The sequence below is a fragment of the Pantoea sp. S-LA4 genome (genome assembly GCF_054482835.1).
In genome coordinates this window covers 330164-352556 of the sequence record NZ_JBTLRC010000004.1, presented here as the reverse complement: position 1 = coordinate 352556, position 22393 = coordinate 330164, and the positions used below count along the sequence as shown (strand labels likewise).

Annotated in this window: 22 protein-coding genes and 1 pseudogene; 17 read left to right on the top strand and 6 right to left on the bottom strand. The window is 54.8% G+C overall.

Going from position 1 to position 22393, the window contains the following annotated elements; translation table 11 throughout:
* The first annotated feature begins 154 nt into the window (after positions 1–154).
* The 6 genes and pseudogenes from ACX3P5_RS22185 to ACX3P5_RS22160 all read left to right on the top strand — a co-directional run bounded on the left by ACX3P5_RS22185 (position 155) and on the right by ACX3P5_RS22160 (position 4840).
* Positions 155–1363: an aldose 1-epimerase family protein gene (locus ACX3P5_RS22185; protein WP_458969409.1), complete on the top strand. Its 1209-nt coding sequence runs from the start codon at positions 155–157 to the stop codon at positions 1361–1363.
* Positions 1364–1503: 140 nt separating this feature from the next.
* The gene (locus tag ACX3P5_RS22180) at positions 1504–1848 is read left to right on the top strand and encodes a cupin domain-containing protein (protein WP_233988805.1); all 345 of its coding nucleotides are present in this window, start codon (positions 1504–1506) and stop codon (positions 1846–1848) included.
* Positions 1849–2260: 412 nt separating this feature from the next.
* Positions 2261–2521 carry a type II toxin-antitoxin system ParD family antitoxin gene (locus tag ACX3P5_RS22175; RefSeq protein ID WP_233988737.1) on the top strand — a complete coding sequence of 87 codons (261 nt, stop codon included), beginning with the start codon at positions 2261–2263 and terminating at the stop codon, positions 2519–2521.
* Positions 2521–2827, top strand: a pseudogene (locus ACX3P5_RS22170) (type II toxin-antitoxin system RelE/ParE family toxin). Before ACX3P5_RS22175 ends, ACX3P5_RS22170 begins: the two are co-directional and overlap by 1 nt.
* A gap of 277 nt (positions 2828–3104) precedes the next feature.
* The gene (locus ACX3P5_RS22165) at positions 3105–4157 is read left to right on the top strand and encodes an ABC transporter substrate-binding protein (RefSeq protein ID WP_458969408.1); all 1053 of its coding nucleotides are present in this window, start codon (positions 3105–3107) and stop codon (positions 4155–4157) included.
* Positions 4157–4840 (top strand): molybdate ABC transporter substrate-binding protein, encoded by a 684-nt coding sequence (locus ACX3P5_RS22160; RefSeq protein WP_458969407.1) that lies wholly within the window; start codon positions 4157–4159, stop codon positions 4838–4840. Before ACX3P5_RS22165 ends, ACX3P5_RS22160 begins: the two co-directional genes overlap by 1 nt.
* Positions 4841–4915: 75 nt before the next feature.
* Here the strand turns inward: ACX3P5_RS22160 and ACX3P5_RS22155 are convergent, their stop codons facing one another.
* Positions 4916–5497 carry a DJ-1/PfpI family protein gene (locus ACX3P5_RS22155; RefSeq protein ID WP_336756181.1) on the bottom strand — a complete coding sequence of 194 codons (582 nt, stop codon included), beginning with the start codon at positions 5495–5497 and terminating at the stop codon, positions 4916–4918.
* Positions 5498–5663: 166 nt separating this feature from the next.
* Positions 5664–6059 carry a cupin domain-containing protein gene (locus ACX3P5_RS22150; RefSeq protein WP_233988741.1) on the bottom strand — a complete coding sequence of 132 codons (396 nt, stop codon included), beginning with the start codon at positions 6057–6059 and terminating at the stop codon, positions 5664–5666.
* 313 nt (positions 6060–6372) lie between these two features.
* Here ACX3P5_RS22150 and ACX3P5_RS22145 point away from each other — a divergent pair, with 313 nt between their 5' ends.
* On the top strand, positions 6373–7170 hold the full coding sequence (locus ACX3P5_RS22145; protein ID WP_233988742.1) for a MetQ/NlpA family ABC transporter substrate-binding protein: 798 nt from the start codon (positions 6373–6375) through the stop codon (positions 7168–7170).
* A gap of 106 nt (positions 7171–7276) precedes the next feature.
* Here ACX3P5_RS22145 and ACX3P5_RS22140 read toward each other — a convergent pair whose 3' ends face one another.
* Positions 7277–7984 carry a phage antirepressor KilAC domain-containing protein gene (locus ACX3P5_RS22140; RefSeq protein WP_458969406.1) on the bottom strand — a complete coding sequence of 236 codons (708 nt, stop codon included), beginning with the start codon at positions 7982–7984 and terminating at the stop codon, positions 7277–7279.
* A gap of 555 nt (positions 7985–8539) precedes the next feature.
* Here ACX3P5_RS22140 and ACX3P5_RS22135 point away from each other — a divergent pair.
* Both ACX3P5_RS22135 and ACX3P5_RS22130 read left to right on the top strand, forming a co-directional pair.
* The gene (locus ACX3P5_RS22135) at positions 8540–8974 is read left to right on the top strand and encodes a 6,7-dimethyl-8-ribityllumazine synthase (RefSeq protein WP_233988744.1); all 435 of its coding nucleotides are present in this window, start codon (positions 8540–8542) and stop codon (positions 8972–8974) included.
* 52 nt (positions 8975–9026) lie between these two features.
* On the top strand, positions 9027–9500 hold the full coding sequence (locus ACX3P5_RS22130) for a nuclear transport factor 2 family protein (protein WP_336756177.1): 474 nt from the start codon (positions 9027–9029) through the stop codon (positions 9498–9500).
* 63 nt (positions 9501–9563) lie between these two features.
* Here ACX3P5_RS22130 and ACX3P5_RS22125 read toward each other — a convergent pair whose 3' ends face one another.
* The gene (locus ACX3P5_RS22125) at positions 9564–9959 is read right to left on the bottom strand and encodes a hypothetical protein (RefSeq protein WP_233988746.1); all 396 of its coding nucleotides are present in this window, start codon (positions 9957–9959) and stop codon (positions 9564–9566) included.
* A 362-nt stretch (positions 9960–10321) separates the two neighbouring features.
* Between ACX3P5_RS22125 and ACX3P5_RS22120 the strand changes: the two genes are divergently transcribed.
* The 3 genes from ACX3P5_RS22120 (at position 10322) to ACX3P5_RS22110 (ending at position 13372) form a co-directional block, all read left to right on the top strand.
* Complete coding sequence (locus ACX3P5_RS22120) at positions 10322–11095, top strand: MerR family transcriptional regulator (RefSeq protein WP_233988747.1); 774 nt, start codon at positions 10322–10324, stop codon at positions 11093–11095.
* Between the two features lie 131 nt (positions 11096–11226).
* A complete protein-coding gene (locus ACX3P5_RS22115) occupies positions 11227–11616 on the top strand; it encodes a DUF1090 domain-containing protein (protein WP_233988748.1) in 390 nt (129 codons plus the stop codon).
* Positions 11617–12097: 481 nt separating this feature from the next.
* A complete protein-coding gene (locus ACX3P5_RS22110; protein WP_233988749.1) occupies positions 12098–13372 on the top strand; it encodes a Glu/Leu/Phe/Val family dehydrogenase in 1275 nt (424 codons plus the stop codon).
* Between the two features lie 33 nt (positions 13373–13405).
* On the opposite strand, the gene ACX3P5_RS22105 is transcribed toward ACX3P5_RS22110, so the two are convergent.
* Entirely contained in the window at positions 13406–14581 is a 1176-nt protein-coding gene (locus tag ACX3P5_RS22105; RefSeq protein WP_458969405.1) for an ROK family transcriptional regulator, read from the bottom strand.
* A 296-nt stretch (positions 14582–14877) separates the two neighbouring features.
* On the opposite strand from ACX3P5_RS22105, the gene ACX3P5_RS22100 reads away from it, so the two are divergent.
* From ACX3P5_RS22100 to ACX3P5_RS22080, 5 genes are read left to right on the top strand one after another with little or no spacing between them, the layout of a single operon-like run.
* Positions 14878–16125 (top strand): extracellular solute-binding protein, encoded by a 1248-nt coding sequence (locus ACX3P5_RS22100; RefSeq protein WP_458969404.1) that lies wholly within the window; start codon positions 14878–14880, stop codon positions 16123–16125.
* Positions 16126–16134: 9 nt separating this feature from the next.
* Complete coding sequence (locus ACX3P5_RS22095; RefSeq protein ID WP_233988806.1) at positions 16135–17043, top strand: carbohydrate ABC transporter permease; 909 nt, start codon at positions 16135–16137, stop codon at positions 17041–17043.
* Positions 17033–17872: a carbohydrate ABC transporter permease gene (locus tag ACX3P5_RS22090; protein ID WP_233988752.1), complete on the top strand. Its 840-nt coding sequence runs from the start codon at positions 17033–17035 to the stop codon at positions 17870–17872. Before ACX3P5_RS22095 ends, ACX3P5_RS22090 begins: the two co-directional genes overlap by 11 nt.
* A 2-nt stretch (positions 17873–17874) precedes the next feature.
* Positions 17875–18822: a carbohydrate kinase family protein gene (locus ACX3P5_RS22085; protein WP_458969403.1), complete on the top strand. Its 948-nt coding sequence runs from the start codon at positions 17875–17877 to the stop codon at positions 18820–18822.
* Between the two features lie 2 nt (positions 18823–18824).
* Positions 18825–19907: an ABC transporter ATP-binding protein gene (locus ACX3P5_RS22080; RefSeq protein ID WP_233988754.1), complete on the top strand. Its 1083-nt coding sequence runs from the start codon at positions 18825–18827 to the stop codon at positions 19905–19907.
* Between the two features lie 329 nt (positions 19908–20236).
* On the opposite strand, the gene ACX3P5_RS22075 is transcribed toward ACX3P5_RS22080, so the two are convergent.
* Positions 20237–22177, bottom strand: coding sequence for a methyl-accepting chemotaxis protein (locus ACX3P5_RS22075; RefSeq protein ID WP_458969402.1), 1941 nt, complete (start codon positions 22175–22177; stop codon positions 20237–20239).
* Between the last annotated feature and the right edge of the window lie 216 nt (positions 22178–22393).

The window sequence follows — 22393 nt, the reverse complement described above, 5'->3', positions numbered from 1 at the left end:
GTTAGCGCGTTCATCTTTGTGTGACTGAGCACGCATTAATGCGTCATTCTGATGAGCTTTTTTCAGCAGGTGAGACAGGTCACGTTTCTGTTAACGCGCAGCCCGTAGATTTCCCTTAAATCATGAAAAAACGATTCAGCAAAAGGGATAAATAATGAAGATAAAACTGGCGTTAACGGTACTGGCTCTGCTGGTTTCGGGTTCTGCAACCGCAAAAACCTGGGTGCTGACGAGTGCTGAACAGGGCATGGATAAAGGCAACTGGCAAATTTCCAGCAGTGAGCTGAAACTGTCAGGTAAGCCGTTCAGCATTGAACAGCAGGTGTTGCACGGCGGTAAGCAGCAAGGCAGTAAAATTCTGGTTATCAAAAGTCAGGATGGCCTGACTATTACGCTGAGCCCGACCCGTGGCATGAATTTATTGCGTGTTGAAGGGTTTGGCAGCCGTATGGGCTGGGATTCGCCAGTTAAAGAGGTGGTCAACCCGGCATTTATTAATCTGGAGAGCCGCAACGGACTGGGCTGGCTGGAAGGTTTCAATGAGATGATGGTGCGCTGCGGCTATGAATGGACCGGCCATCCGGTGACCGCCGACGGTAAAATTTATACGCTGCATGGTAAAGCCGGTAATACCCCGGTTTCTCAGCTGGAAGTGGAAGTGGCTGACGCGGCACCGCATGAGATTCGCATCCGCGGTTTAATCAAAGAGAGCACCTTTAAAAAAGCGGATCTGCAGACCCTGACTGAACTGCGCTACGTACCAGGCAGCAACAGTTTCAGCCTGCACGATGTGTTAACTAACCATGCAGATTATCCGCACGATTATCAGATCATTTATCACAGCAACTTTGGTACGCCGATTCTGGAAGAGGGTGCGCGTTTTATTGCTCCCATGTCAGGCATCAGCCCGTTCAACGATTATGCCAAAGCTGGTCTGAAAACCTGGCAAACCTATCAGGGGCCAACCAAAGGTTTTGATGAGATGGTGTTTAATGTCAAACCACTTGCTGATGATCAGCATCAGTCAGTCGCGGCGGTGGTGAATAAAGCCGGTAACCTTGGTGCCTCGATCCAGTTCGATACCCGTCAGTTGCCGGTGCTGTCGCTGTGGAAAAATACCGATACCCTGAAACAGGGCTATGTAACAGGAATCGAACCCGGCACCAGTTATGCTTATCCGGTCACCATTGAACGTGAGCAAAAGCGCGTTAAGCAACTGCAGCCCGGTGCCAGCACGGCTTTTGATCTGACTTATACCTTGCTGCACAGCAGTGAGCAGGTGAATGCGGTTGAGCAGCGGATCAAGACTATCCAGGGCGAGACAAAAATCGATGAAAACGCAACGCCAATAGCCAAAGAGTAACGGTACGATAAAAAATCCCGTTAACGTCAGTGGCGGTTGCGGGATTTTTTTCTGCTGATATTCTGCGGTATTGATCAGCCAGTGCGGGCTGCCGCGCGGAGCAGATAATGAGAGGTTTATTATCAGATTTCGGGGACGCAATGATTTCTAAAGAGAATGCTGAGCACTATCAATGGGGAGATGCCTGTGACGGATGGTATCTGCTGAAGCGCCAGGATATGTTAATCATTCACGAAAGAATGCCGCCTGATAGCCAGGAGAAACGCCATTTTCACTCGATTTCACGCCAGTTTTTCTTCGTGCTCGACGGCGTGCTGACCATGGAACTCAATGGCGAGAAGCATCAGATTGCTGCGAGGCAGGGAATTGAAATTCCACCTGAAGCTAAGCATCAGGCGCGAAACGAATTCGATAGCGCAGTAGAATTTATCGTCATTTCCCATCCAACGACGCGCGGTGACCGCTCTGACTTAGCCGGACAGTAGTGGGACGGGCAGCAGGGACTGGGCGCGTGAGTCTGGCAACCTGCTGGCAATGCGTTTGATTGGGCTTATTTAACATAAGATAGATTATGCGCACCTAATGTGTTAGACCAATTTAGTAATGTCACTTTTTAGCCATTTAGAAATGTCCCTTTTTTTGGCATAAAGACACTAAGCTTTTGCGACTAACCTGACGCTCCAGGACCGATTAATCAAAGAGATGCGACTCGAGGACATCAGCTGTATCGAGAAAGCCAATGTCTGGCTGGACAGCTCCATCCTGGACTGCAACCGCCGCTTTGCTAAGGCCCCCAGGCAGAGCATCGCCTGGAAAAGATACCAGATACTGCGGATAATAGATGGAGCAGTATACTAACAGTTAATAACTGATAGTAATCCTGATGGAGATATGACCATGCCAACCAGCGTAGCGCTCAGTCCTTACTTCGAAGCGTTCATCCGTGAACAGATAGAAAGCGGACGATATAACAACACCAGTGAGGTGATCCGTGCGGGACTCAGGGCACTGGAAGAACGGGAGCAGCAGATGAAACTTGAATCACTGCAAAAAGCGGTCAGTGCAGGTATAAACAGCGGCGAAAGCAAAAGTGCAGAAGAGGTGTTTGGTCGCCTGTCACAGAAATACCGACGTCAGGCTGAAGGCGGTAAGGCTTAATGAAACTGGGTATTTCACCTCTGGCAGAACAGGATATGGAAGCCATCGGCGACTATATCGCGGAGGATAACCCGGTGCGTGCGATGAGTTTCACGGCAGAGCTGTACGCTGATAGCTGAATCACCGGTCATCTACAGAGAAAGGCCGGAGCTGGGGCAGAACGTCAGAAGCTGTGCTTACGGGCGCTACCTCATCGTGTTCAGGGTGCTTGATACCGAAGTCCGCATAGAGAGACTGCTACATGGTTCGCGGGATATCAGCGGACTGTTCGCCGCCGCAGCGCCGCCAGACAACCCGCAGCGTTAGCTGGTTCTCTGTGAGCCGGATTGTGCCGCGATCCGCTTTCATCGCGTTCCGTACCGCGCAGAAATGAATGGACGTGCAGCGGTTACGCAGCCTGCATTATGCACACCAGGCGTGTTAGCCTAAAAGTGATAAACCCCGTTTTCTCCTGCTTTATCGACTTAGCTTTATCGACTTAACCTCAGCAGTCTGTCCCGAGCGACAAAATACACTGATATCAATCAGGACCTGTTCCGGCTTGCGCTGTATAATCCATTGCATATCGAAATGTGAGGACATTATGACAAAGCGCTTTTGGCAGGTATTGATTCCGGTTTTACTGATACTCCTTCCGCTCAGCTCCCAGGCATCACGCCAGATAACCGATCAGATTGGCCGTCAGGTCACGATTCCCGATCGTGTTGATCGTGTTGTGGTGCTTCAGCATCAGACGCTGAACCTGCTGGTGCAGATGAATGCCACCGACAAAATTGTCGGCGTAATGGCGAACTGGAAACAGCAACTGGGCGATGGCTATGCCCGGCTGGCTCCGACGCTGAATCAGAAAGCGGCGCTGGGCGATCTGACGCATGTCGATCCCGAAAAACTGGTGGCGCTGCATCCGCAGGTGGTGTTCGTGACCAACTACGCCCCACAGGAGATGATCGACAGCATTAGCGCGCTGGGGATTCCGGTGGTGGCTATCTCGCTGCGACATGATCAGCCGGGTGAAAAGGCCAAAATGAATCCGACTCTCAGCGACGAGGAAATGGCTTACGACAAAGGTCTGCGTGAAGGGATTACGCTTATCGGCGAGATCGTCAATAAACCCGCCGAGGCGAAAGCGCTGATTGAAGCCACCGATCAGGGTCGTAAAATCGTCAGCGATCGCCTGAAGGATATTCCGGCTGAGAAACGTATTCGTGCCTATATGGCAAACCCACAACTGACCACCTACGGTTCCGGTAAATATACCGGCCTGATGATGGCGCACGCTGGCGCGGTTAACGTGGCGGCGGCGACCGTGCAGGGATTTAAATCGGTGTCGATGGAACAGGTTATTGCCTGGAATCCGCAGGTGATTTTTGTGCAGGATCGTTATCCCTCCGTGATCGATGAAATCAACCATTCGCCACAGTGGCAGACCATCGATGCGGTTAAAAATCATCGGGTCTATCTGATGCCGGATTATGCCAAGGCCTGGGGTTACCCGATGCCGGAAGCAATGGGCATTGGCGAACTGTGGATGGCGAAAAAACTCTATCCGGAGAAGTTCCAGGATATCGACATGCGCAAGCGGGCTAACGACTGGTATCAGCGCTTTTACCGTACCTCATGGCAGGGAAGCGACTAATGCGCGTACTGGCGGCGGGCAGTCTGAAAAGCGTCTGGCCTGCGCTGATGGCGCACTTTCCACAACCCGTTGATACCCTGTTCGGTCCGGCCGGACTGTTACGTGAGCGCATTGAAGCCGGTGAACCCTGCGATCTGTTTGCATCGGCCAATAGGGCTCATCCCGCGTCGTTGCTGGATCAGGGACGCGCGCTGTCGATCGTCCCGTTTGCCAGCAATACGCTCTGTCTGACCGTTCGCAGCGATCTGCTGCACCCGGGAGACGACTGGCTCACCCTGCTCACCCGCAGAAATCTCCGTATAGCTACCTCTACGCCGGGCGCCGATCCTTCAGGTGACTACACGCAGCGGCTGTTCACCCTGATGGGTGACGCCGGGGAAGTGGTTCGCCAGCGGGCGATGGCCCTGGTTGGCGGCCGTGATACTCCGCCTGTTCCACACGGCAGGCTGGCGGCAGAATGGCTCATTCGGGAGGGTAAGGCGGATCTGTTTATTGGCTATGCCAGCTATCGGAGCGCTCTTAGCCAGATTGCCGGGCTGACGGTGCTGGAGATTCCGACGGTTTTTAACCCGCCAGCAGAATATGTTTGTGCGGTCATCACGCCTCAGGCAGAGGCGCTGGCGGTGTTTTTAGCTTCGCCACTGGCGAAATCGGTGCTGCGGCAGGCCGGTTTTGGTGGTTAACCTCAATCCCGATAAGGCTGCGTCCTGCCGTTGCGGTAACATCCCGTCAGCGCAACGGCTGACAGGATATCAATCCTAAAGCGTGGTGAGATCGACTTTTAGGGTATGGCTGATATGCTCAGCCTGTTCCCGGACGTTATCGCCCTCCCCGGTCAGCAGATAAGCAATCGCGAAGGCAAAATCAAAAACGGCACCCAGATCCTGCCCGCTGACCAGGTTGCCATCTTTAACTACTGGCGCATCGACATAGCGACCATCGGTGACATCCTGGTACGACGTTCCGGAGCTGACAAAGTGGCGACCTTTAAGCAGACCCTGTGGCGCCAGTACGCGTGCTGCCGCAGAACAGATCGGGCAAATCAGACGACCTTCCTGATCGTGACGGCGAATAAACGCGATTACCGCCTCATTTGCCGCGAGGTTTTTACTGCCATCCGGCCCGCCAGGAATAATCACCGCATCAAACAGCCTCTCCCGATTGTTTTCCAGCAGATCATCCGCCAGCACCTTCAGGTTGTGATAGCTGGTGACCTCTCTGGTGGACTGGCAGGCCAGCGTTACAACGTGAACGCCCAGCCGTGAAAGAATGTCCAGAGTGACGATGGCTTCGGCTTCTTCAAAGCCAGGCGCAAGCAAAAGAGCAACGTTCTTATCCATGAAATTAATCCTTTTTGCTGTAGATGAAATCTGATTCGGTGGAGAGGAGAATGAGAACCATCAAACCTAATCTGGCCGGGCAGCGGTTTTACTGATCCTTATCAAAACAGAGCACGTCGGCCATAGATTTACATCAGGTGAAGATGGCCAGGTGCCCTGCTCTTGGCTAAAACTCTTCCGGCTCGCCGGGCAGCGGCTCAGTCAGTTCCTGCCCTTTTACACCGGCATAGGTAATTACCAGTTCAGCCGGCTGGTCGAGGGTAAAGCCCCGATGCGCACTGTTAACCGTTTCATTCAACGCCTGTCCGGCATGAAAAGTTTGTTGTTCGCCGCTCTGTTTATCTTCAACAATCAGGGTGCCGGAAAGAACAAATGCCGCATTGGGCATCGGGTGTGTATGCCAGGGTAATGAGGTATTGGCCGGCAGAGAGAGACGCATTACGGTAAGCTCCGGCTGTCCGGCCGGATAGCATTCAATCCTTTCGCCGTTCCAGGCCTGACTGCTGCGCATCACTTCGACGGCGGTGACCTCTGAAGCGCTGCGGGTATCCTGTTTTGACATGGTTAATCCCGGTATTTAATCAGTGAAATCCAGGCGTCTGACGCCTGCTTTGCGCTCTAAGCATAGAATAAAAATGGTGATCTGCTTATCCATTCTGATAAGGCGGGTCGCCGACTTTCTGCCTTGATCGGAAGGGGCTTTATTGCCGCCATTGAAGGTGGTCATTCGGCGCGTAATAAATAACCCGCCTGAGTTGTTTAATTTATGAGCAATAGGATATTTTATGGTTATAAGTTATATCCCTCAGTCAGTACGCAACCTGGCCATTCTGTATTATCTTTGATGCCATCTATTACCTGAGGGATTTCTGATAATGAAAGGTCTGTTTACGGCGTTACTTGCCAGTTCTGTTTTATTATTATCCGCCTGCTCAAAAGATGACGACAACAAAGTTAAAGTAGCGATTAATACCGGGCCGGATGAAGCCATCTGGCAGGTGGTAAAACAGGTCGCAAAAGATAAATATCAGCTGGATGTGGAAGTGCTTAACTTCAACGATTACGTCTTACCCAATGAGGCGCTGAATAATAAAGAGGTGGATGCGAACGCCTTCCAGAGTCTGCCTTATCTTGAAGATCAATCTAAAGAGCGCGGTTACAAATTTGCCGTGGTCGGTAAGACCTTTGTCTTCCCGATTGCCGCTTACTCGCACAAAATCAAAAACATCAACGAGCTGCAGGATGGTGCCACTATCACTATCTCTAATGAAGCAACGACTTTGGGACGTAGCCTGTTATTGCTGCAGGCCCAGGGCCTGATTAAACTTAAAGAGGGTGTGGGTTATTTACCGACCTCACTCGATATTGTTGAGAATCCAAAACATCTGAAGCTGGTTGAAGTCGATACGCCACAACTGACCCGGACGCTGGATGATCCTAACGTTACCCTGTCGATCATTAATACCAACTTCTCGGCTCAGGCTGGATTATCAGCACACCGCGATGGATTATTTATGGAGAGTGCCGCCTCACCTTATGTCAACGCGCTGGTTTCGCGCGAAGATAATAAAGACAGCGATAAAATTCAGAAGCTGAAGTCAGCGCTGCAGTCACCTGAAGTCGCTGCGAAAGCGGAGGAAGTTTATAAAGGCGATGCCATAAAAGGCTGGTAATCAGCATCCATTAAAATCGAAAAGGCCGCAGTGATGCGGCCTTTTTCTATGTTGTGTCAGGAACAAACGCACTGTGTTTATGACACGCTTTCGGCGGTAAAACCCATCAGGCTGCGGCACCTTTTGGCTGGGCAGAGACGTGGCCTGCCCACAGGCTGGCAACCCACTTCACGCCTTTAGCCGTGAAACGTGCCTGGGAAAAGGCATGCTGATTTTCGCCCACGCCGGAGTGCAGCGTGAAATAACCGGCCTGCAGATGGTAATGCTGCGGCGTCAGTGTTCCTTTGGCGCGATACATGATATTGCGTTCCAGCAGGAACTGGCGAAATTCAGGTTCTTTCACTTTCAGCATCTTGCACAACTGGCGAAAACCCAGCGAATCCTCGACTTCGACGAAGTTATCGAATAAGGCCGCCTTGGGGGCGGAAAGCGCCAGCTGCTGTTCAGCGGCCTGACGCTGCTCGAACTGCTCAGCCCAGGCACGAGCGGCTTCTGCCGGATTGGTAAAGTCAGGCAGATGCGTGGTTTTTTCGCGATCCTGCCAGCGGTCCAGCACTTCAGCGGTAAAACCTGGCGACAGGCGTGCCACGGCCAGCAATGAGTCACGTTTGTTCAGCCGGTACTCCTGACGCACTTCCCCTTCCCGCTCATAGTCATTAACAACGATCGGCTGCGACAGGCGCTGGGCGGTCTCCAGGCTTTTAATTAACCGCTTAACTTCTCCATGCGTGATGCCGGTCATCTGCGCCAGTTCACGGCTGCTCATTGTGACCGATTGTTCCAGTGATTTGAGGCTTTCAGTCGAAATCATCATGGGTTGACCCCTCACTAACTCTACCAATACCCAGCGGGCAGTAGAATTATTATACAAACACCTGTTCAAATATCCAGTATTTTATTTAACCGATTGGTTAAAAGGAATCGATGACTTAAACGGGCAATTGAGTGGCGTGCCGTAACGGCCTGAAGACACCGCGAGCTGAAAGATTATCGATCGCACTCACCGCAAGGTTACCGGCCAGCAAAAAAGGGCTGCGACAGGCTCGCTAACGGAAAAGAACCTGCAATTTCACCCTTAAGCGCTGTTAAATAAAGCAAGATCGTTAAAGACGGACGGGGTCTGTTTACATTACAGTATCATCGTAGCGCTCGAATCCGCCTTCGACGCTGCCCAGCGCCCCGGCTATGGGGCAGCAGGACAACCTGATTTGTCCGCCGCTGGGTATCTGACCGTGCCAACCCGCGGGCCATCAGAGGCTCGCCGACAGGGTGGAAAGCGTGGCTTTCCGGGCTAAAACTATTAATCCGGTGGCGCAGGATGTTGACCTGGCCCATTTTCCCCCGGATGTCATCTTAACTGGAGTAAGTCATGCAGCCGTTGAAAGTCGCCTTTATCAAAGCTAACTGGCATAGCGAAATCGTTTCCCAGGCCCTGTCCGGATTTGAGCAGGAACTGGAGAGTCGCGGGACGCCGTATGAGATCAAAACATGGGATGTTCCCGGCGCTTTTGAAATGCCGCTGCTGGCGCAACGTCTTGCGCAGACCGGAAAATTCGATGCCGTAGTCTGTGCCGCACTGGTGGTCGATGGCGGTATCTATCGCCACGACTTCGTTGCGCAGGCGGTAGTCAGCGGTCTGATGCAGGCTCAGCTGGCCACCAATGTGCCGATTTTCTCCGTGTCGCTGACGCCGCACAACTTCCAGCCAGCGCCGGAATTTATCGATTTCTACACTGAGCACTTCGTGAAGAAAGGCAAAGAAGCGGCGCGCGCGGTCAGCCAGATCCATGCCATCGAACTCTGATTGACGGGTCAATGCTGCGGCTCAGCCTGATTGCAAGCGCGGGGAGATAAAGATGGAAAATGCACGTCCGCCTTTGCCGCCGTTTAGCGTGGCGCAACAGGCTATTGAAAAAGTGCGTCTGGCAGAAGATGCCTGGAACAGTCGTGATGCTGAACGGGTCTCACTGGCTTATACCGCCGACAGCCAATGGCGTAATCGCGATCTTTTCATTACCGGCCGCAGGGAAATTGTCGCTTTTCTGCAGCAGAAGTGGCTACGCGAGCAGCAATACCGGTTGATTAAGGAGCTGTGGAGTTTTGATGGCAACCGGATTGCCGTCCGTTTTGCCTATGAATGGCACGATGCCCATCACCAGTGGTTTCGCTCCTATGGCAATGAGAACTGGGCGTTTGACGACAACGGTTTGATGATGCAGCGCTACGCCAGCATTAACGATCTGGCGATCCCTGAGGAGCAAAGACTGTTTCACTGGCCTCAGGGTCGCCGTCCTGATGATCATCCTTCGCTCAGCGAGCTCGGCCTGTAAACAGCCTGTATGCAGATTCACCCAGCGGAAAGCCTGGCTTTCCGCTGCGCTCCCGATTCGCTGTTAACCCTGCTCGTCCGGATGTTCTACAAAGCTCGCCTTATTACGCGTGACGGTATAGGCCACTTTTTTGACGTCCTCAGGTGACGTTGTCACCTCTATCGGAGCAATAGTGACGCGCCCGAGCCCGAACAGAGTCGGAACATAACCGCCCACCTGATGCTTTCCTGCCGGAACATGCAGCAATTTGCTCTGACCATCAGGCAACTCACCCGCATCTTTGCCATCAACGGTTAAAAAGACATTAGAGCCATCATCTGCGCGGGTCTTGATGTGTGAGACATCAATCTGCGTAGGGCCAGCAGCAAAATCGGTGGCAGCATCAGTAGCGCCATGTCTGGCACAACCGGTCAACACAACGGCAGCCGTCGCAACGGCAAGTGTAAAACGATAACGCATTTGGCAGTCTTTCTCCTGGTCATTTGAACCGACTATTTTAGCGTTTTAGCCGGGGGATGAAAGGGAAAGAGAGCTCAGCATGCTCTTAAAAACGGGGGTGTTCGCTGTTTACATAAGCTGTTGTAGCCTGAGAAAACTTTACTGAGTAAATACACAGGCTTTTCCCGCGGGGATACCTGATCATTTAACCACCTGAACAGCCTAAGAATAACCCGCTTTTCAGGGCGAATAAGCGCAGCGTCAGGCGCGTAGCAGGCTGTTTTGTCTCAGTTCAACCCCTATCAATTTGCCTTTATGAGGTTCATAGTGGTTGTTCATCCCCGGTCAAGTCCGGCGGCCTTTCCCTCAGCAGAGGGCACGATATGCATTCTCATACTACTGAAACCATCTGTGCGATTACGGGTACCCATCCGGCGAACCTGAAACGCTGGATGAAACAGGGCTTATTATCGCCGCAGCACCCGCTGAAGCACTGGAGTGACGCACAGTTAAACGAAGTGCGCAGTCTGGTCGCGTTAACCGCAACCGGTGCCACGCTGCAGGAAATTAAACAGGGTCAGGATAGCGCATCCGCGATCATGACTTCGGGCTGGGCTGCGCGTAAAGGCGATATGTTGTGGCAGCTTGAATTTGGTACACCGCTGTCGCTATCGCGTCAGATGCATCAGATGTCCAGCGACTACAGCGGTGATGATTTTATCTATAACCTGTTACGTCCACTCAGCGACTGGCTGCGCGCCGACCGTCGACAGGGTGCCGGACGCCGGCTGGATCGTTTTCAGCAAACGGTGCAGCATCAGGCGGATAAAGTCATGCGCGCTTCCTCGCGCAGTGAAGAGTCCATTCCGCTATTTCTGGAAGCGGTGAGCGTACGCGACGAAACCGAAATCTGGATTGAAGCGATCCGGCTTTCCGCGATGGGCTTCGACGTCGATATTGCCTCGCATGTTACCGGCCAGCCGGCGATGAAAACCGATCTGCATCAGCATCACATCATGTGGTGTGGCGCGGGCATCAGCCAGACGATGCAGGACTATTTTGAACAGCAGCGCCAGGCGGGCAATCCGGTGATGCTGAGCGGCCCGGACCGTAACCTGCACTATATGATGCAGGCGAAAACCTCTTCTGCTGCCTGACTGCAGGCAGCCTTCTCCTTTCTTTCCTCCTTTTCTCTTCCCGTCTCTGGCAGATATTTTTTTCGGTTAAGAATCTCTTAAGCTGGCTGCGTATACTGACGCAACCACACAGACTCATTGACGAGACGATTATGAAAAAAACGTTGCTTGCCCTTAGCTTCTCCCTGTTGCCTTTCACTTTTACTGCGGCTCATGCCGACAGCTCTCTCACCGGTTGTGCCGCGAAGAAGCAGGAGATTGAAACTCAGCTCTCTTATGCTCGCCAGCACAGCAATACGCACCAGATTGCCGGTCTCGAAAAAGCGCTGAGTGAAGTGAATGCGAACTGTTCTGACAGCGGACTGTTGCAACAACGGCAGGAAAAAGTGGCAGAGAAAAAGGCTAAAGTTCAGGAGCGCGAACAGGAACTGGCAAAAGCGCAGGCGGAAGGCCGTAGCGCCAGTAAAATCGAAAAGCGTCAGCAGAAACTGGCAGAAGCACGTCAGGAACTGCAGGAAGCTGAACAGGCACTGCAGCAGTAATTTTATCGGGCCAGCTGCACGGCTGGCTCGCGATATCTCCCCTTTCATTTCTCCGTTATTTTCCCCACAGCGACCAGTAAGCGCTAATTACCTGATAATGCTTCGCTATCCTGACCTGACCCATTACTTAATGTAATCCTTTGATTACTTATTCTCATGCACTTAATTGGTGCAGCAAAGTCAATATCGACTGGATCAATTATTTAACTTTTTGAAGGCCTTCAAAGATCTGAAAAATGGTGATATTTGCTGATTTATGCAGTCACTATGCGCTCACCGCGCATGATTATTCGCCTATGGCGCTGCTGTTTTTCGGATAATTATTCACTGATATTGCCCCAAAATGGCGCAACTGCCTCCCTGTACGGGGGTGGCTCCACATCTTATTTGTTTCAGGAGTGTTAGATTATGTCGGCGCGCTACAACGCGCTCTACTTTCCCGGCTCCACACAATAAATAACTTCATTAAGAAAGGTTTTTTATGGATAAGTTATCTTATGCGTCTGAAAGCAGTACATCTGCCTGGTCCACCTACTTACAACAAATCGACCGGGTTGCGCCCTATTTAGGCGATCTTTCACGTTGGATAGATACTTTGCGTCATCCAAAACGTGCATTGATTGTTGATATCCCTCTGCAAATGGACGATGGCTCAATCCGCCATTTCGAAGGCTATCGCGTTCAGCACAACCTTTCACGCGGTCCGGGCAAAGGCGGCATTCGCTATCATCCGGATGTTGATCTCAACGAAGTGATGGCGCTCTCCGCCTGGATGACCATCAAGTGTGCTGCAGTTAACCTGCCCTACGGTGGTGCCAAGGGCGGAATCCGCGTTGATCCTTTCAAACTGTCCGACGGTGAACTTGAGCGACTGACTCGCCGTTATACCAGTGAGATCGGCATCATCATCGGGCCACAAAAAGATATTCCTGCGCCAGACGTCGGCACCAACAGCAAAGTCATGGCGTGGATGATGGATACCTACTCCATGAACCACGGCACAACGATTACTGGCGTTGTCACCGGCAAGCCGATTCACCTCGGCGGCTCCCTGGGTCGTGAAAAAGCCACCGGCCGCGGGGTGTTTATCACCGGACGCGAAGTGGCACGCCGTGCCGGTATTGAGATTGAAGGCGCACGCGTTGCGGTTCAGGGTTTTGGTAACGTGGGTAGCGAAGCGGCCCGCCTGTTTGATGAGGCTGGCGCACGGGTTGTGCTGATTCAGGATCACACCGCCACGCTGCTCAACACCGATGGCATCGACATGGCCGCCCTGACGGAATGGCAGATTGCTCACAAGCAGATTGCTGGCTTCCCCGGCGCGCAGGCGATTGAGAAAGAGGCGTTCTGGACCACAGAGATGGACATTCTGATCCCGGCGGCGCTGGAAGGTCAGATTACCCGTGAACGAGCGGAAGTCCTGAGCTGCAAAATCGTGCTGGAAGGCGCCAACGGTCCCACCTACCCCGACGCTGACGACATGCTCGCGACGCGCGGCATCATTGTGGTACCGGATGTGGTCTGTAACGCCGGCGGCGTCACGGTCAGCTACTTCGAGTGGGTACAGGACATGGCGAGTTTCTTCTGGAGCGAAGATGAAATTAACCGTCGCTCTGACAAGATCATGACGGAAGCGATGGTCCACGTCTGGGAGAAAGCCAAAGAGAAAGATTGTTCACTGCGCACCGCGGCTTATATTGTGGCCTGTGAGCGTATTCTGATGGCGCGTAAAGATCGCGGTATCTATCCGGGCTAATCTGTCGGGCGCTGCTCTCAGGCAGCGCCCGGTTCACGCCTGCTTCATCAGCACCTGAAACTGGGGATTAAACTCATCAAAGATCGGTAAGGCGGCCGCGCCCAGCGCAGCGGTATCACTGCCGGTCATGCCGGTTTTCAGGCGCATCGCATTCAGATAGCGTCCGCGCACCGACTGATAAAGCGGCGGCAAACGCTGCACCATCTGCTCCAGTAACGGCGCAGGCATCATCCCGCCAATAATCACCGCCTCAGCATCAAAAACCGACTCCAGAATATTGATCGCCTGCCGCAGCGGAACCAGCACGCTGTCAATCCACGCGGCAAAACGTGAGGGTTCGATCTGCAACAGATCCTCTGGTAGCGCGCGCATCGGGTCCAGCCCGCAAAATTCGTAGGCGGCCTGTAGCGAGACGTAACGCTCAAGGCAGCCCTGATTGCCGCAGTAGCAGTCGCGCCCACCCGGTTCGACCACGATGTGCCCTATTTCCCCGGCGTTGTGAGCGTGCCCGGTATAGATATGGCCGTCGGTGAAGATTCCCGCGCCCAGACCGGTGCCGATGTAGAGATAGATAAAGGAGCTGAGCTGGCGTGCCACACCGTGAAAGCGTTCGCCGATGGCGGCGACCGTGGCATCGTTCTCCAGCGTAACCGGCAACCCGCTGAGGGTTCTGAGTTCGGCTTCAATATCAACCTGTTCCCAGCCGTTCAGCGTTGTCGGACCTACCGAAGAAATGCCTTCAACGCCAAATGGCCCCGGCATCACCACGCCAATACCCAGCACCTTTTGCCACTGCGCGCCGAGAAAGGTGCGCATCTCATCCAGCACGCCAGCAATGCGCGCCAGGGTGGCAGCGGGCTGGGGCTTTTGCACCATGATGAGGCGGCGCAGGTGTACTTCACCGCTAAGATCGACCAGCACCAGCAGCAGCGTCTGATGATCGAGATGAATGCCAATCGACCAGGCGCTGGTGGGATTCAGCGTCACCGGAATCGAGGGCTGACCGCGCCCGCTGCGGCGCGGCTGGCGGCTGGTCAGCAGTTCTGCTTGCTCCAGTTCCGCCACTATATTGGAGACCGTCTGCGGCGTCAGCGCTGTCATGCGCGCCAGTTCAGCGCGCGTCAGCTCGCCATGCAGACGAATGGCTTCAATGACCACGCGTCGATTGTGCGCCCGCGCATGTTCAAGGTTAGTGCCCGAGGTTTTCATGTTGTTTTCCATTTCAGCGGGACCGACAGTATTAGTCCCTGACGCGGTGCGGGCAAATAATATCTTTGATCCTGCACACAAATTCATGCCAACAGGATAGGCAGTTATGGTGTAAAAGCGCAGTCTGAGTTTCAGCATTGTTACGGCATTGTTTCATCTGGTCCATCGTTTGTGGCACGCCGTTTGCTTATTCCTTTTCAGGTCAGTGCATTTACTGCGCCAGATTACGCCCCCGATTAAATCAATCAAATTGATTTAATTAATCGACATCCTGTTGCTGCAAAGTGGAGAAGATCATGTCACAGCGTTTTAATCCTCAACTCAAAGCGGGCACTGCCGCCCTGCTGATGCTCAGCGCCGGCAGTGCCGTTGCGGCCAGCCAGATCAATGCCCTGTTTATGACGCAGGCGGCCTACAGCGAAAATGATATTCGCGCCATGACGCAAAATTTCCAAAAGCAGCATCCGGACGTCAGCGTCAATCTGGAATTCGTGCCGTATGAAGCGCTGCACGACAAAATTGTTGCGGCGCGTGGTGCCGGCGGCAACGGCTATGACGTGGTGTTGTTCGATGCCATCTGGCCCGCTGAATTTACCCGTTTCGATCTGCTGCAGGATGTGAGTGCCCGAATTACTCCGGAAGAAAAGGATAAGGTCTTTCCTGGCGCGATGAACACGGTGATCTATAAAGGCAAAACCCTGGGGATGCCGTGGATTCTGGATACCAAATATCTCTACTACAACAAGGCGATGCTGAGCAAAGCGGGCATCACCACCCCGCCACAAACCTGGCAGCAGGTGCTGGATGACGCAAAAATCATCAAGCAGAAAAAGATCGTCAACTATCCGCTGGTCTGGAGCTGGTCGCAGGCTGAAGCGCTGGTGTGTGATTACACCACGCTGGTATCGGGCTTTGGCGGGCAGTTCTATCAAAACGGCAAGCTCAACTTCTCCAGCCCGGCGTCGCTTAAAGCGCTAAACCTGATGAAAAGTTCGCTCGATGACGGGCTGAGTAATCCGGCCTCACGCGAGTATCTGGAAGAAGATGTCCGTAAATCCTTCTCCAACGGCGATGCAGCGTTCGCGCTGAACTGGACCTACATGTACAACATGGCGAACGATCCGAAGCAGAGTAAGGTGGCGGGCGACGTCGGCATAATGCCTGCGCCAGGTGATGCACCGGGCCAGGCGGGCGGCGTCAACGGATCAATGGGGCTGGGTATCGCTAAAGGCAGCACCCATCCGGAGCAGGCGTGGCAGTACATTCAGTACATGACTTCACAGCCGGTACAGAATCAATATGCCCGACTCAGCCTGCCGATCTGGAAATCCTCTTATCAGGACCCGGCGGTGCAAAAAGATCAGGAGAGTCTGATCGCGGCGGCTGATAAGTCACTCAACGTGATGCTGTCACGTCCGGAAACCGCTGACTACTCCCGTCTGTCGAACCAGCTTCAGCAGCAGTTGCAGCAGGTGTTACTGGGTAAAACCACGGCCCAGGATGCAATGGCGGCGGTGGATAAAAGCGCTGCGCGCCTGCGTTAAGGAGTCATGATGCTGAGTTTGCGTCAACGCGAACAGCGTCAGGCATGGGTGCTGCTGGCACCCATGCTGCTGGTGATGCTGTTGCTTACCGCCTGGCCTTTACTGCGCACCATCTGGCTCAGTTTCACCGATGCAGCGCTGATTGGCAGCGGTGAAACGCCAGGCTGGATCGGACTGGAAAATTACGCCTATGCGCTGAGCGATCCCGATTTTCGGGCGTCGATTGGCCGTACGCTCTACTTCACCGTGGTCTCCGTCACCCTGGAGGGGATCATTGGTGTACTGGTGGCGCTGCTGCTTAACCAGAAGTTTGCGGGTCGCAATATCCTGCGGGTGCTGGTGATCTTGCCGTGGGCGCTGCCGACCATCGTCAACGCCATGATGTGGCGGCTTAACTTTAACCCGGACTACGGCAGCATTAATGCCTTGCTCACCCAGCTCGGGATCATTGACGGTTACCGCAGCTGGCTGGGCTCACCGGATGCCGCGCTCAATGCGGTGATGTTCGCAGATATCTGGAAAAACTATCCGCTGGTAACGCTACTGGTGCTGGCTGCATTGCAATCGATCCCTGAGGATCTGTTTGAAGCGGCCAGGCTGGATGGTGCTTCCGCCTGGCGTCGCTTCCGGGCCATCACCTTTCCGGCAATTGTTGCCCCGCTTGGCGTCGCGCTGGTCCTGCGCACCATTGATGCCTTTAAGATCTTCGACATTATCTACGTGATGACGCGTGGCGGACCGGTGGACAGCACTAAGACCCTGAGCTTTTTCGTCTATCAGGAATCTTTCAGCTATCTGCGAGCCGGCAGCGGTGCGGCCTATGCCATGCTGATGACGTTGATGTGCGCCCTGCTGATCACCCTGTATCTGCTGATGTTATGGCGTCAGCGCCGCCGGAGCTCTGCTTATGAAAACTAAACTGCGGCGGGTGTTGCGCTATGCTGCGGCGCTGCTGGTGGCGATCAGCATCCTGGCCCCTATGGGCTGGCTGTTCCTGATGAGTGTCAGTTCGGCCAGCGATCTGTCGCGTGTTCCGCTGGAGTGGCTGCCACGGCAGTGGGATTTCAGCCGCTATCACGGATTGGTTTCGCTGGCCCCTGACCAGCCGGGCAACATCTTTCTGCACGCGCTGGGTAACAGTCTGCTGGTCGCCAGTGTGGCGACAGCCATCTCGCTGCTGCTGGCGATTCCGGCGGCCTTCAGCTTCTCACGTTACGCGGGTCGCGACGGCTGGCTGTTTGGCGCACTGGCGATATACATGGTGCCGCCAGTCGCCTTTGTGCTGCCGCTCTACTTCCTGCTGCAGCAATTGGATCTGCTCAATACCCGGCCAGGCCTGGTGATCGTCTACTGCTCGCTGATCCTGCCGTTCCTGACCTGGATGCTGAAGAACCAGTTTGATTCGCTGCCGCGTGACATTGAACAGGCTGCGCGCCTTGATGGTCTGCGTTTCTGGCAGGTGCTGCTGCGTATAACCCTGCCGCTGGCAAAGCCGGTGCTGGGCGCGGCTGCACTGTTTGGCTGGCTGCTGGCGTGGGATGAATTTTTCTATGCGCTGCTGTTTACCAGCAATATTGCGGCCCAGACGCTGCCGGTCGCCATTGCTGGCTTTACCGCCGGACGGGCCACCGATGACGGGCTGATCGCCGCGATCGGCATTCTGGCCTCGGTGCCGCCACTGTTTATCGCCATCTGGCTGCAGAAGACGCTGGTTAGCGGTCTGGCCAGCGGCGGAAGTAAGGGATAACGATGCTAAACACGACTTCATCCACGCTTTACGTAGTGGGCAATATTAATGTGGATTTGATCATGGGCACGCTCAGCGACTGGCCACAGCGCGGTACCGAAGTGATGCTACAACACAGCGAGCTGCGTCCGGGTGGTTCCGCCGGTAACTGTGCGCTGGCGCTGGAAGCGATGCAGGTGCCGCACCGTGCCATCGCCAACCAGGGCAATGATGGATTCAGTCAGTGGCTCGCCGGTCACTTTCCGCATAGTGCGGCGCACTGGCCGCGTTATGCCTGCGAAACCTCGCTGACGGTGGGCGTGACGCATCCTGACAACGAGCGCTCATTTATCAGCAATTTTGGACACATCACGCAAATGACGGCTGAGGATGTGCTGAAACAGCTGCCCGCACAGGCCACACCGGGCGATATTGTGCTGCTGTGCGGAACCTTTCTCTGTCTGGAACTCTATCAGGCCTATCCGAGGCTGCTGGCGGCGTTACAGCAACGAGGATTTACGGTAGCGGTCGATACTGGCTGGCCGCCCGCAGGCTGGAGCGACGATCTCCGTCACCAGGTTCATCGCTGGTTAGCTGATTGTGACTGGCTGTTGCTGAACGAGGTCGAAACGCGCGGCCTGGCCAATGATGACTCACTGGAACAGAGCGCGGCCCAACTGGCATCCCGGCTCAGTGGACGCGGTGGCTGTGTAGTGAAAAGCGGCGCAGACGGCGCGCGGCTGTGGTCTGCCACCCAGACGCTGCACGTGGCGGCACAACCGGTGACGGTGGTCGATACCATCGGTGCCGGAGACAGCTTCAATGCCGGATTTCTGGCGGCGTTGCTCTACCGTCACGCGGCGTCGACGGCGCTGCGCTGGGGAATTGAGGTCGCTTCACAGGCGATCAGCAGCTCGCCGCGCCGCTATCCCGGCTGGCAACAACTCCAACTTTCAAACGAGGTGCGCTAATTATGGCCAGTGTTGAACTTGTACAGGTGGCGAAGCGCTACGGTAAGCAGAGTGTGCTGCACCCGCTGGACTTAACCATTCCCGATGGCAGCTTTACCGTGCTGGTCGGTCCTTCTGGCTGTGGTAAATCGACGCTGTTGCGCTTACTGGCGGGTCTGGATAGCGTCTCTGACGGCGCGATCATGCTCGATAAAAAACGCATCAACGATCTCGATCCCGCCGACCGCGATATCGCAATGGTGTTTCAGAGCTATGCGCTCTACCCGCACCTGACGGTCGCCGAGAACCTGGCGTTTCATATGCAGGTCAAAAAGGTGGCGCGCGACGAGCAGAAGAGCAAGATTGCCCGCATTGCCGGGATTCTCGGCATCGGCCAGCTGTTGCAGCGGTATCCGCGGGCGCTCTCGGGCGGCCAGCGGCAACGCGTGGCGATGGGACGTGCAATGGTGCGCAATCCGCAGGTGTTCCTGTTCGATGAACCGCTCTCCAACCTTGATGCCCAGTTACGCATGGAGCTGCGTGCCGAGATCAAATCGCTGCATCAGCGCTTTAAAACCACCATGGTGTATGTGACGCACGATCAGGTCGAGGCGATGACGCTGGCCGATCAGATTGTGGTGATGAAAGATGGCGTTATCGTGCAACAGGGCGCGCCGCTGGCGATCTACGATCGTCCGGTGAATACCTTTGTGGCCCGGTTTATCGGTTCGCCGCCGATGAATCTGCTGGATGCGCAGTTCCAGCCGCGTGACGGCGAGCCGGGCGTGCTCTGTGGTCAGCAGTGGCTGCCGCTGCCGTCACGCTGGCACCGTGCGGCGCGTGAGCAGGCGGACCAGCCGGTGACGCTGGGCGTTCGCCCTCACGACCTGATCAGCGCGCCCGATGGACAACCGGCTGATGTCGGTATCGTCGAAATTACTGGTGAATCGACACTGTTACATCTGAACTGGCAGGGTTTTGCCCTGCATATGCAGCTGAGCGGGCGCAGTGACGCGACGCCGGGCGGTACGCTGCCGGTGACTGTAAATCCCGACAAGATGCACCTGTTCGATGCGCACAGCGGTGAGCGCCTGATCGAACAGTAACCCACAAAAAACCCGCCATCAGCGTAATGCTGATCAGCCAGGGTTAAATGTGCAAAGGCTGTCACGGTCAAATGTGGCAGCTTTTTTTTTGGGCGAGCGTGCCGGAGTGCGGGCCTGAGCACCTCTGCTGCTGCCGGGCCGTCCTCGCGCCTCAGCGCTGCGGATAGCCCTTTTCGCAGCAGAGGCGCTCAGGCCTCTATCATCGTGCCCTTTTTAACAATACACACTGTGAAGTTTCAGAGCGGCACCAGACTGCGTTATCACCTGCCGCTTAACTGACTGGCATTACGCCATCGGCGGGTTTTTCTCTTATCAGACACCCAGGCGGGTTAAGCCAGGTGGAACTGCTCGACCGTCTGCGCCAGCTGCTGCGCCTGGTCTTCCAGCGAACTGGCCGCAGCCGACATCTGCTGGACCAGCGCGGCGTTCTGCTGGGTCGTGCCATCCATTTCGTTAACCGCAATCGTCACCTGGGTAATGCCGCGCGCCTGCTCATCAGAAGCGGAAACGATCTCCCCAATAATGCCCTGCACTGAATTGACCGCCTGTGTCATCTCCTGCATGGTCTTACCGGCATCATTCACCAGCCTGACCCCGCTTTCGACCCGCACGCTTGACTCTTCAATCAGCGCGGCGATCTCTTTCACCGCACTGGCGCTGCGCTGCGCCAGATTACGGACTTCAGATGCCACCACCGCAAAGCCGCGTCCCTGCTCACCCGCGCGCGCGGCTTCTACCGCGGCATTGAGCGCCAGAATGTTGGTCTGGAAGGCGATGCTGTTGATCATGGTGGTGATGTCACCGATCTTTTTCGAACTGTCATCGATCTGCGCCATCGTCTGCACCACCTGGCCCACCAGCGTGGCACCGCGACTGGCGATATGAGTGGCATTTTCTGTCAGGCTGGTTGCCTGCTGAGCGTTATCGGCGTTGAGGCGGATGGTGGCGCTGATCTGCTCCATACTGGCTGCGGTCTGTTCCAGTGCGGCTGCCTGCTGCTCGGTACGGGATGCCAGGTTAAGGTTGCCGCTGGCAATTTCGCCCGCGCCCTGACGCACCGATTCACTGGCATCTTTAATCTGGCCGACAATGCTCCGCAGCTGGCTTTGCATCGTCTGCAAGGCGAAGAACAGGCTGCTGCGGTCGTCGGCTTTGACTGCAATCGCATTGTCGAGCTTGCCCTCCGCCACGGCCAGCGCAATTTTGGCCGCTTCGGCCGGCTCGCCACCAATCGGGCGTAGCACTTTACGGCTGAACAACATGCCCAGCACCGCGCCGACCAGCAGAATGCTGAACACCATCAGGCCAATGGCCCAGCTGAGCTGCCGGTTAGCGGCGGCCATCACCTGACTCACCGGCGCCACCACCCCGAGATACCAGGGTTTATCGCTGTCGCCAATCACTACCGGTTGCCAGGTCACTAACGCCTCTTCACCCAGCACCGCATCAAAATGCTGCATCACCCGTGAACTGAAGTGATCGCTTTCCCCTTTCCACGGCTTGCCCGCTTCCTCTTTCACCGGTGAAGAGACGACCTTTCCGCCATTCGAAAGCAGCAGTGCATAGCCGCTGCCCTGCCAGGGTTTGATCTGATTAACTTTCTGTTGCAGCGAAGCCAGTGAAATGTCGGAGGTCACAATGGCTTTTAAGGTGCCCTTATCGATGATCGCCGCCGCCACCGAGGTTAACAAGGTGGGTACGCCGTTATAGGCGTAGCTGTAAGGCTCGATCAGGGTATCTTTTTTCGACTGCTGCGGTATCTGGTAGTAGTCACCCTGGCCTGGAGTCAGGATGGAGAGCAGCGGATGCATGGCGTAATGACCGGCCTGATCGCGATCCACAAACCAGGCATAGCGACCCTGCGGGGCCTGTCCCGGCTGGTTAACAAATTCGGCATCGCGACCGTCGAAGGCGTTTGGTTCGAAGATGACTGACATCGACAGATAATCAGGATTGGCGCGCAGTGAATATTCCATGATCTTATCGACCACTTTACGATCCGTAATGCCTGCCTGCGGTAAGGCGATCAGGCTTTGTCCCAGATGGCTGGCCACATCGCGCGCATGACTCAGCTCCTGTTGCACCTGTAAGCCGCGGCTTTGCGCGATTTGCTGCAGATATTTTTCCGCCAGCGCCTTCTGCTCTTTACCGGACTGCCAGCTCAGAACACCGATCGTCACGCTAAATCCCAGCATAATGGTCAGGCCGCCGGTAATAAGCATCTGCGCCCGGGTACTCATCTTCTTTTTATCGTTTAACTGACTGGCCATATTGGTTCCCCTGGAATTTACCTTTTTGCGACCTCCTTGTGGTTTACGTGCTCCTGAGATCATCTATCGGCGCCGTTTTTTTGAACTTTAACGGCGGCTTGGGGAACGTCAGATGAGGTAAAGCCGGCGAAGTTGATCCTCAAAGGGTTCTGACTTCAGCAATGAATCCGCTTTTTTTGATCTGCAGCAATATCGGCCGACGCAACTACTGTCAGT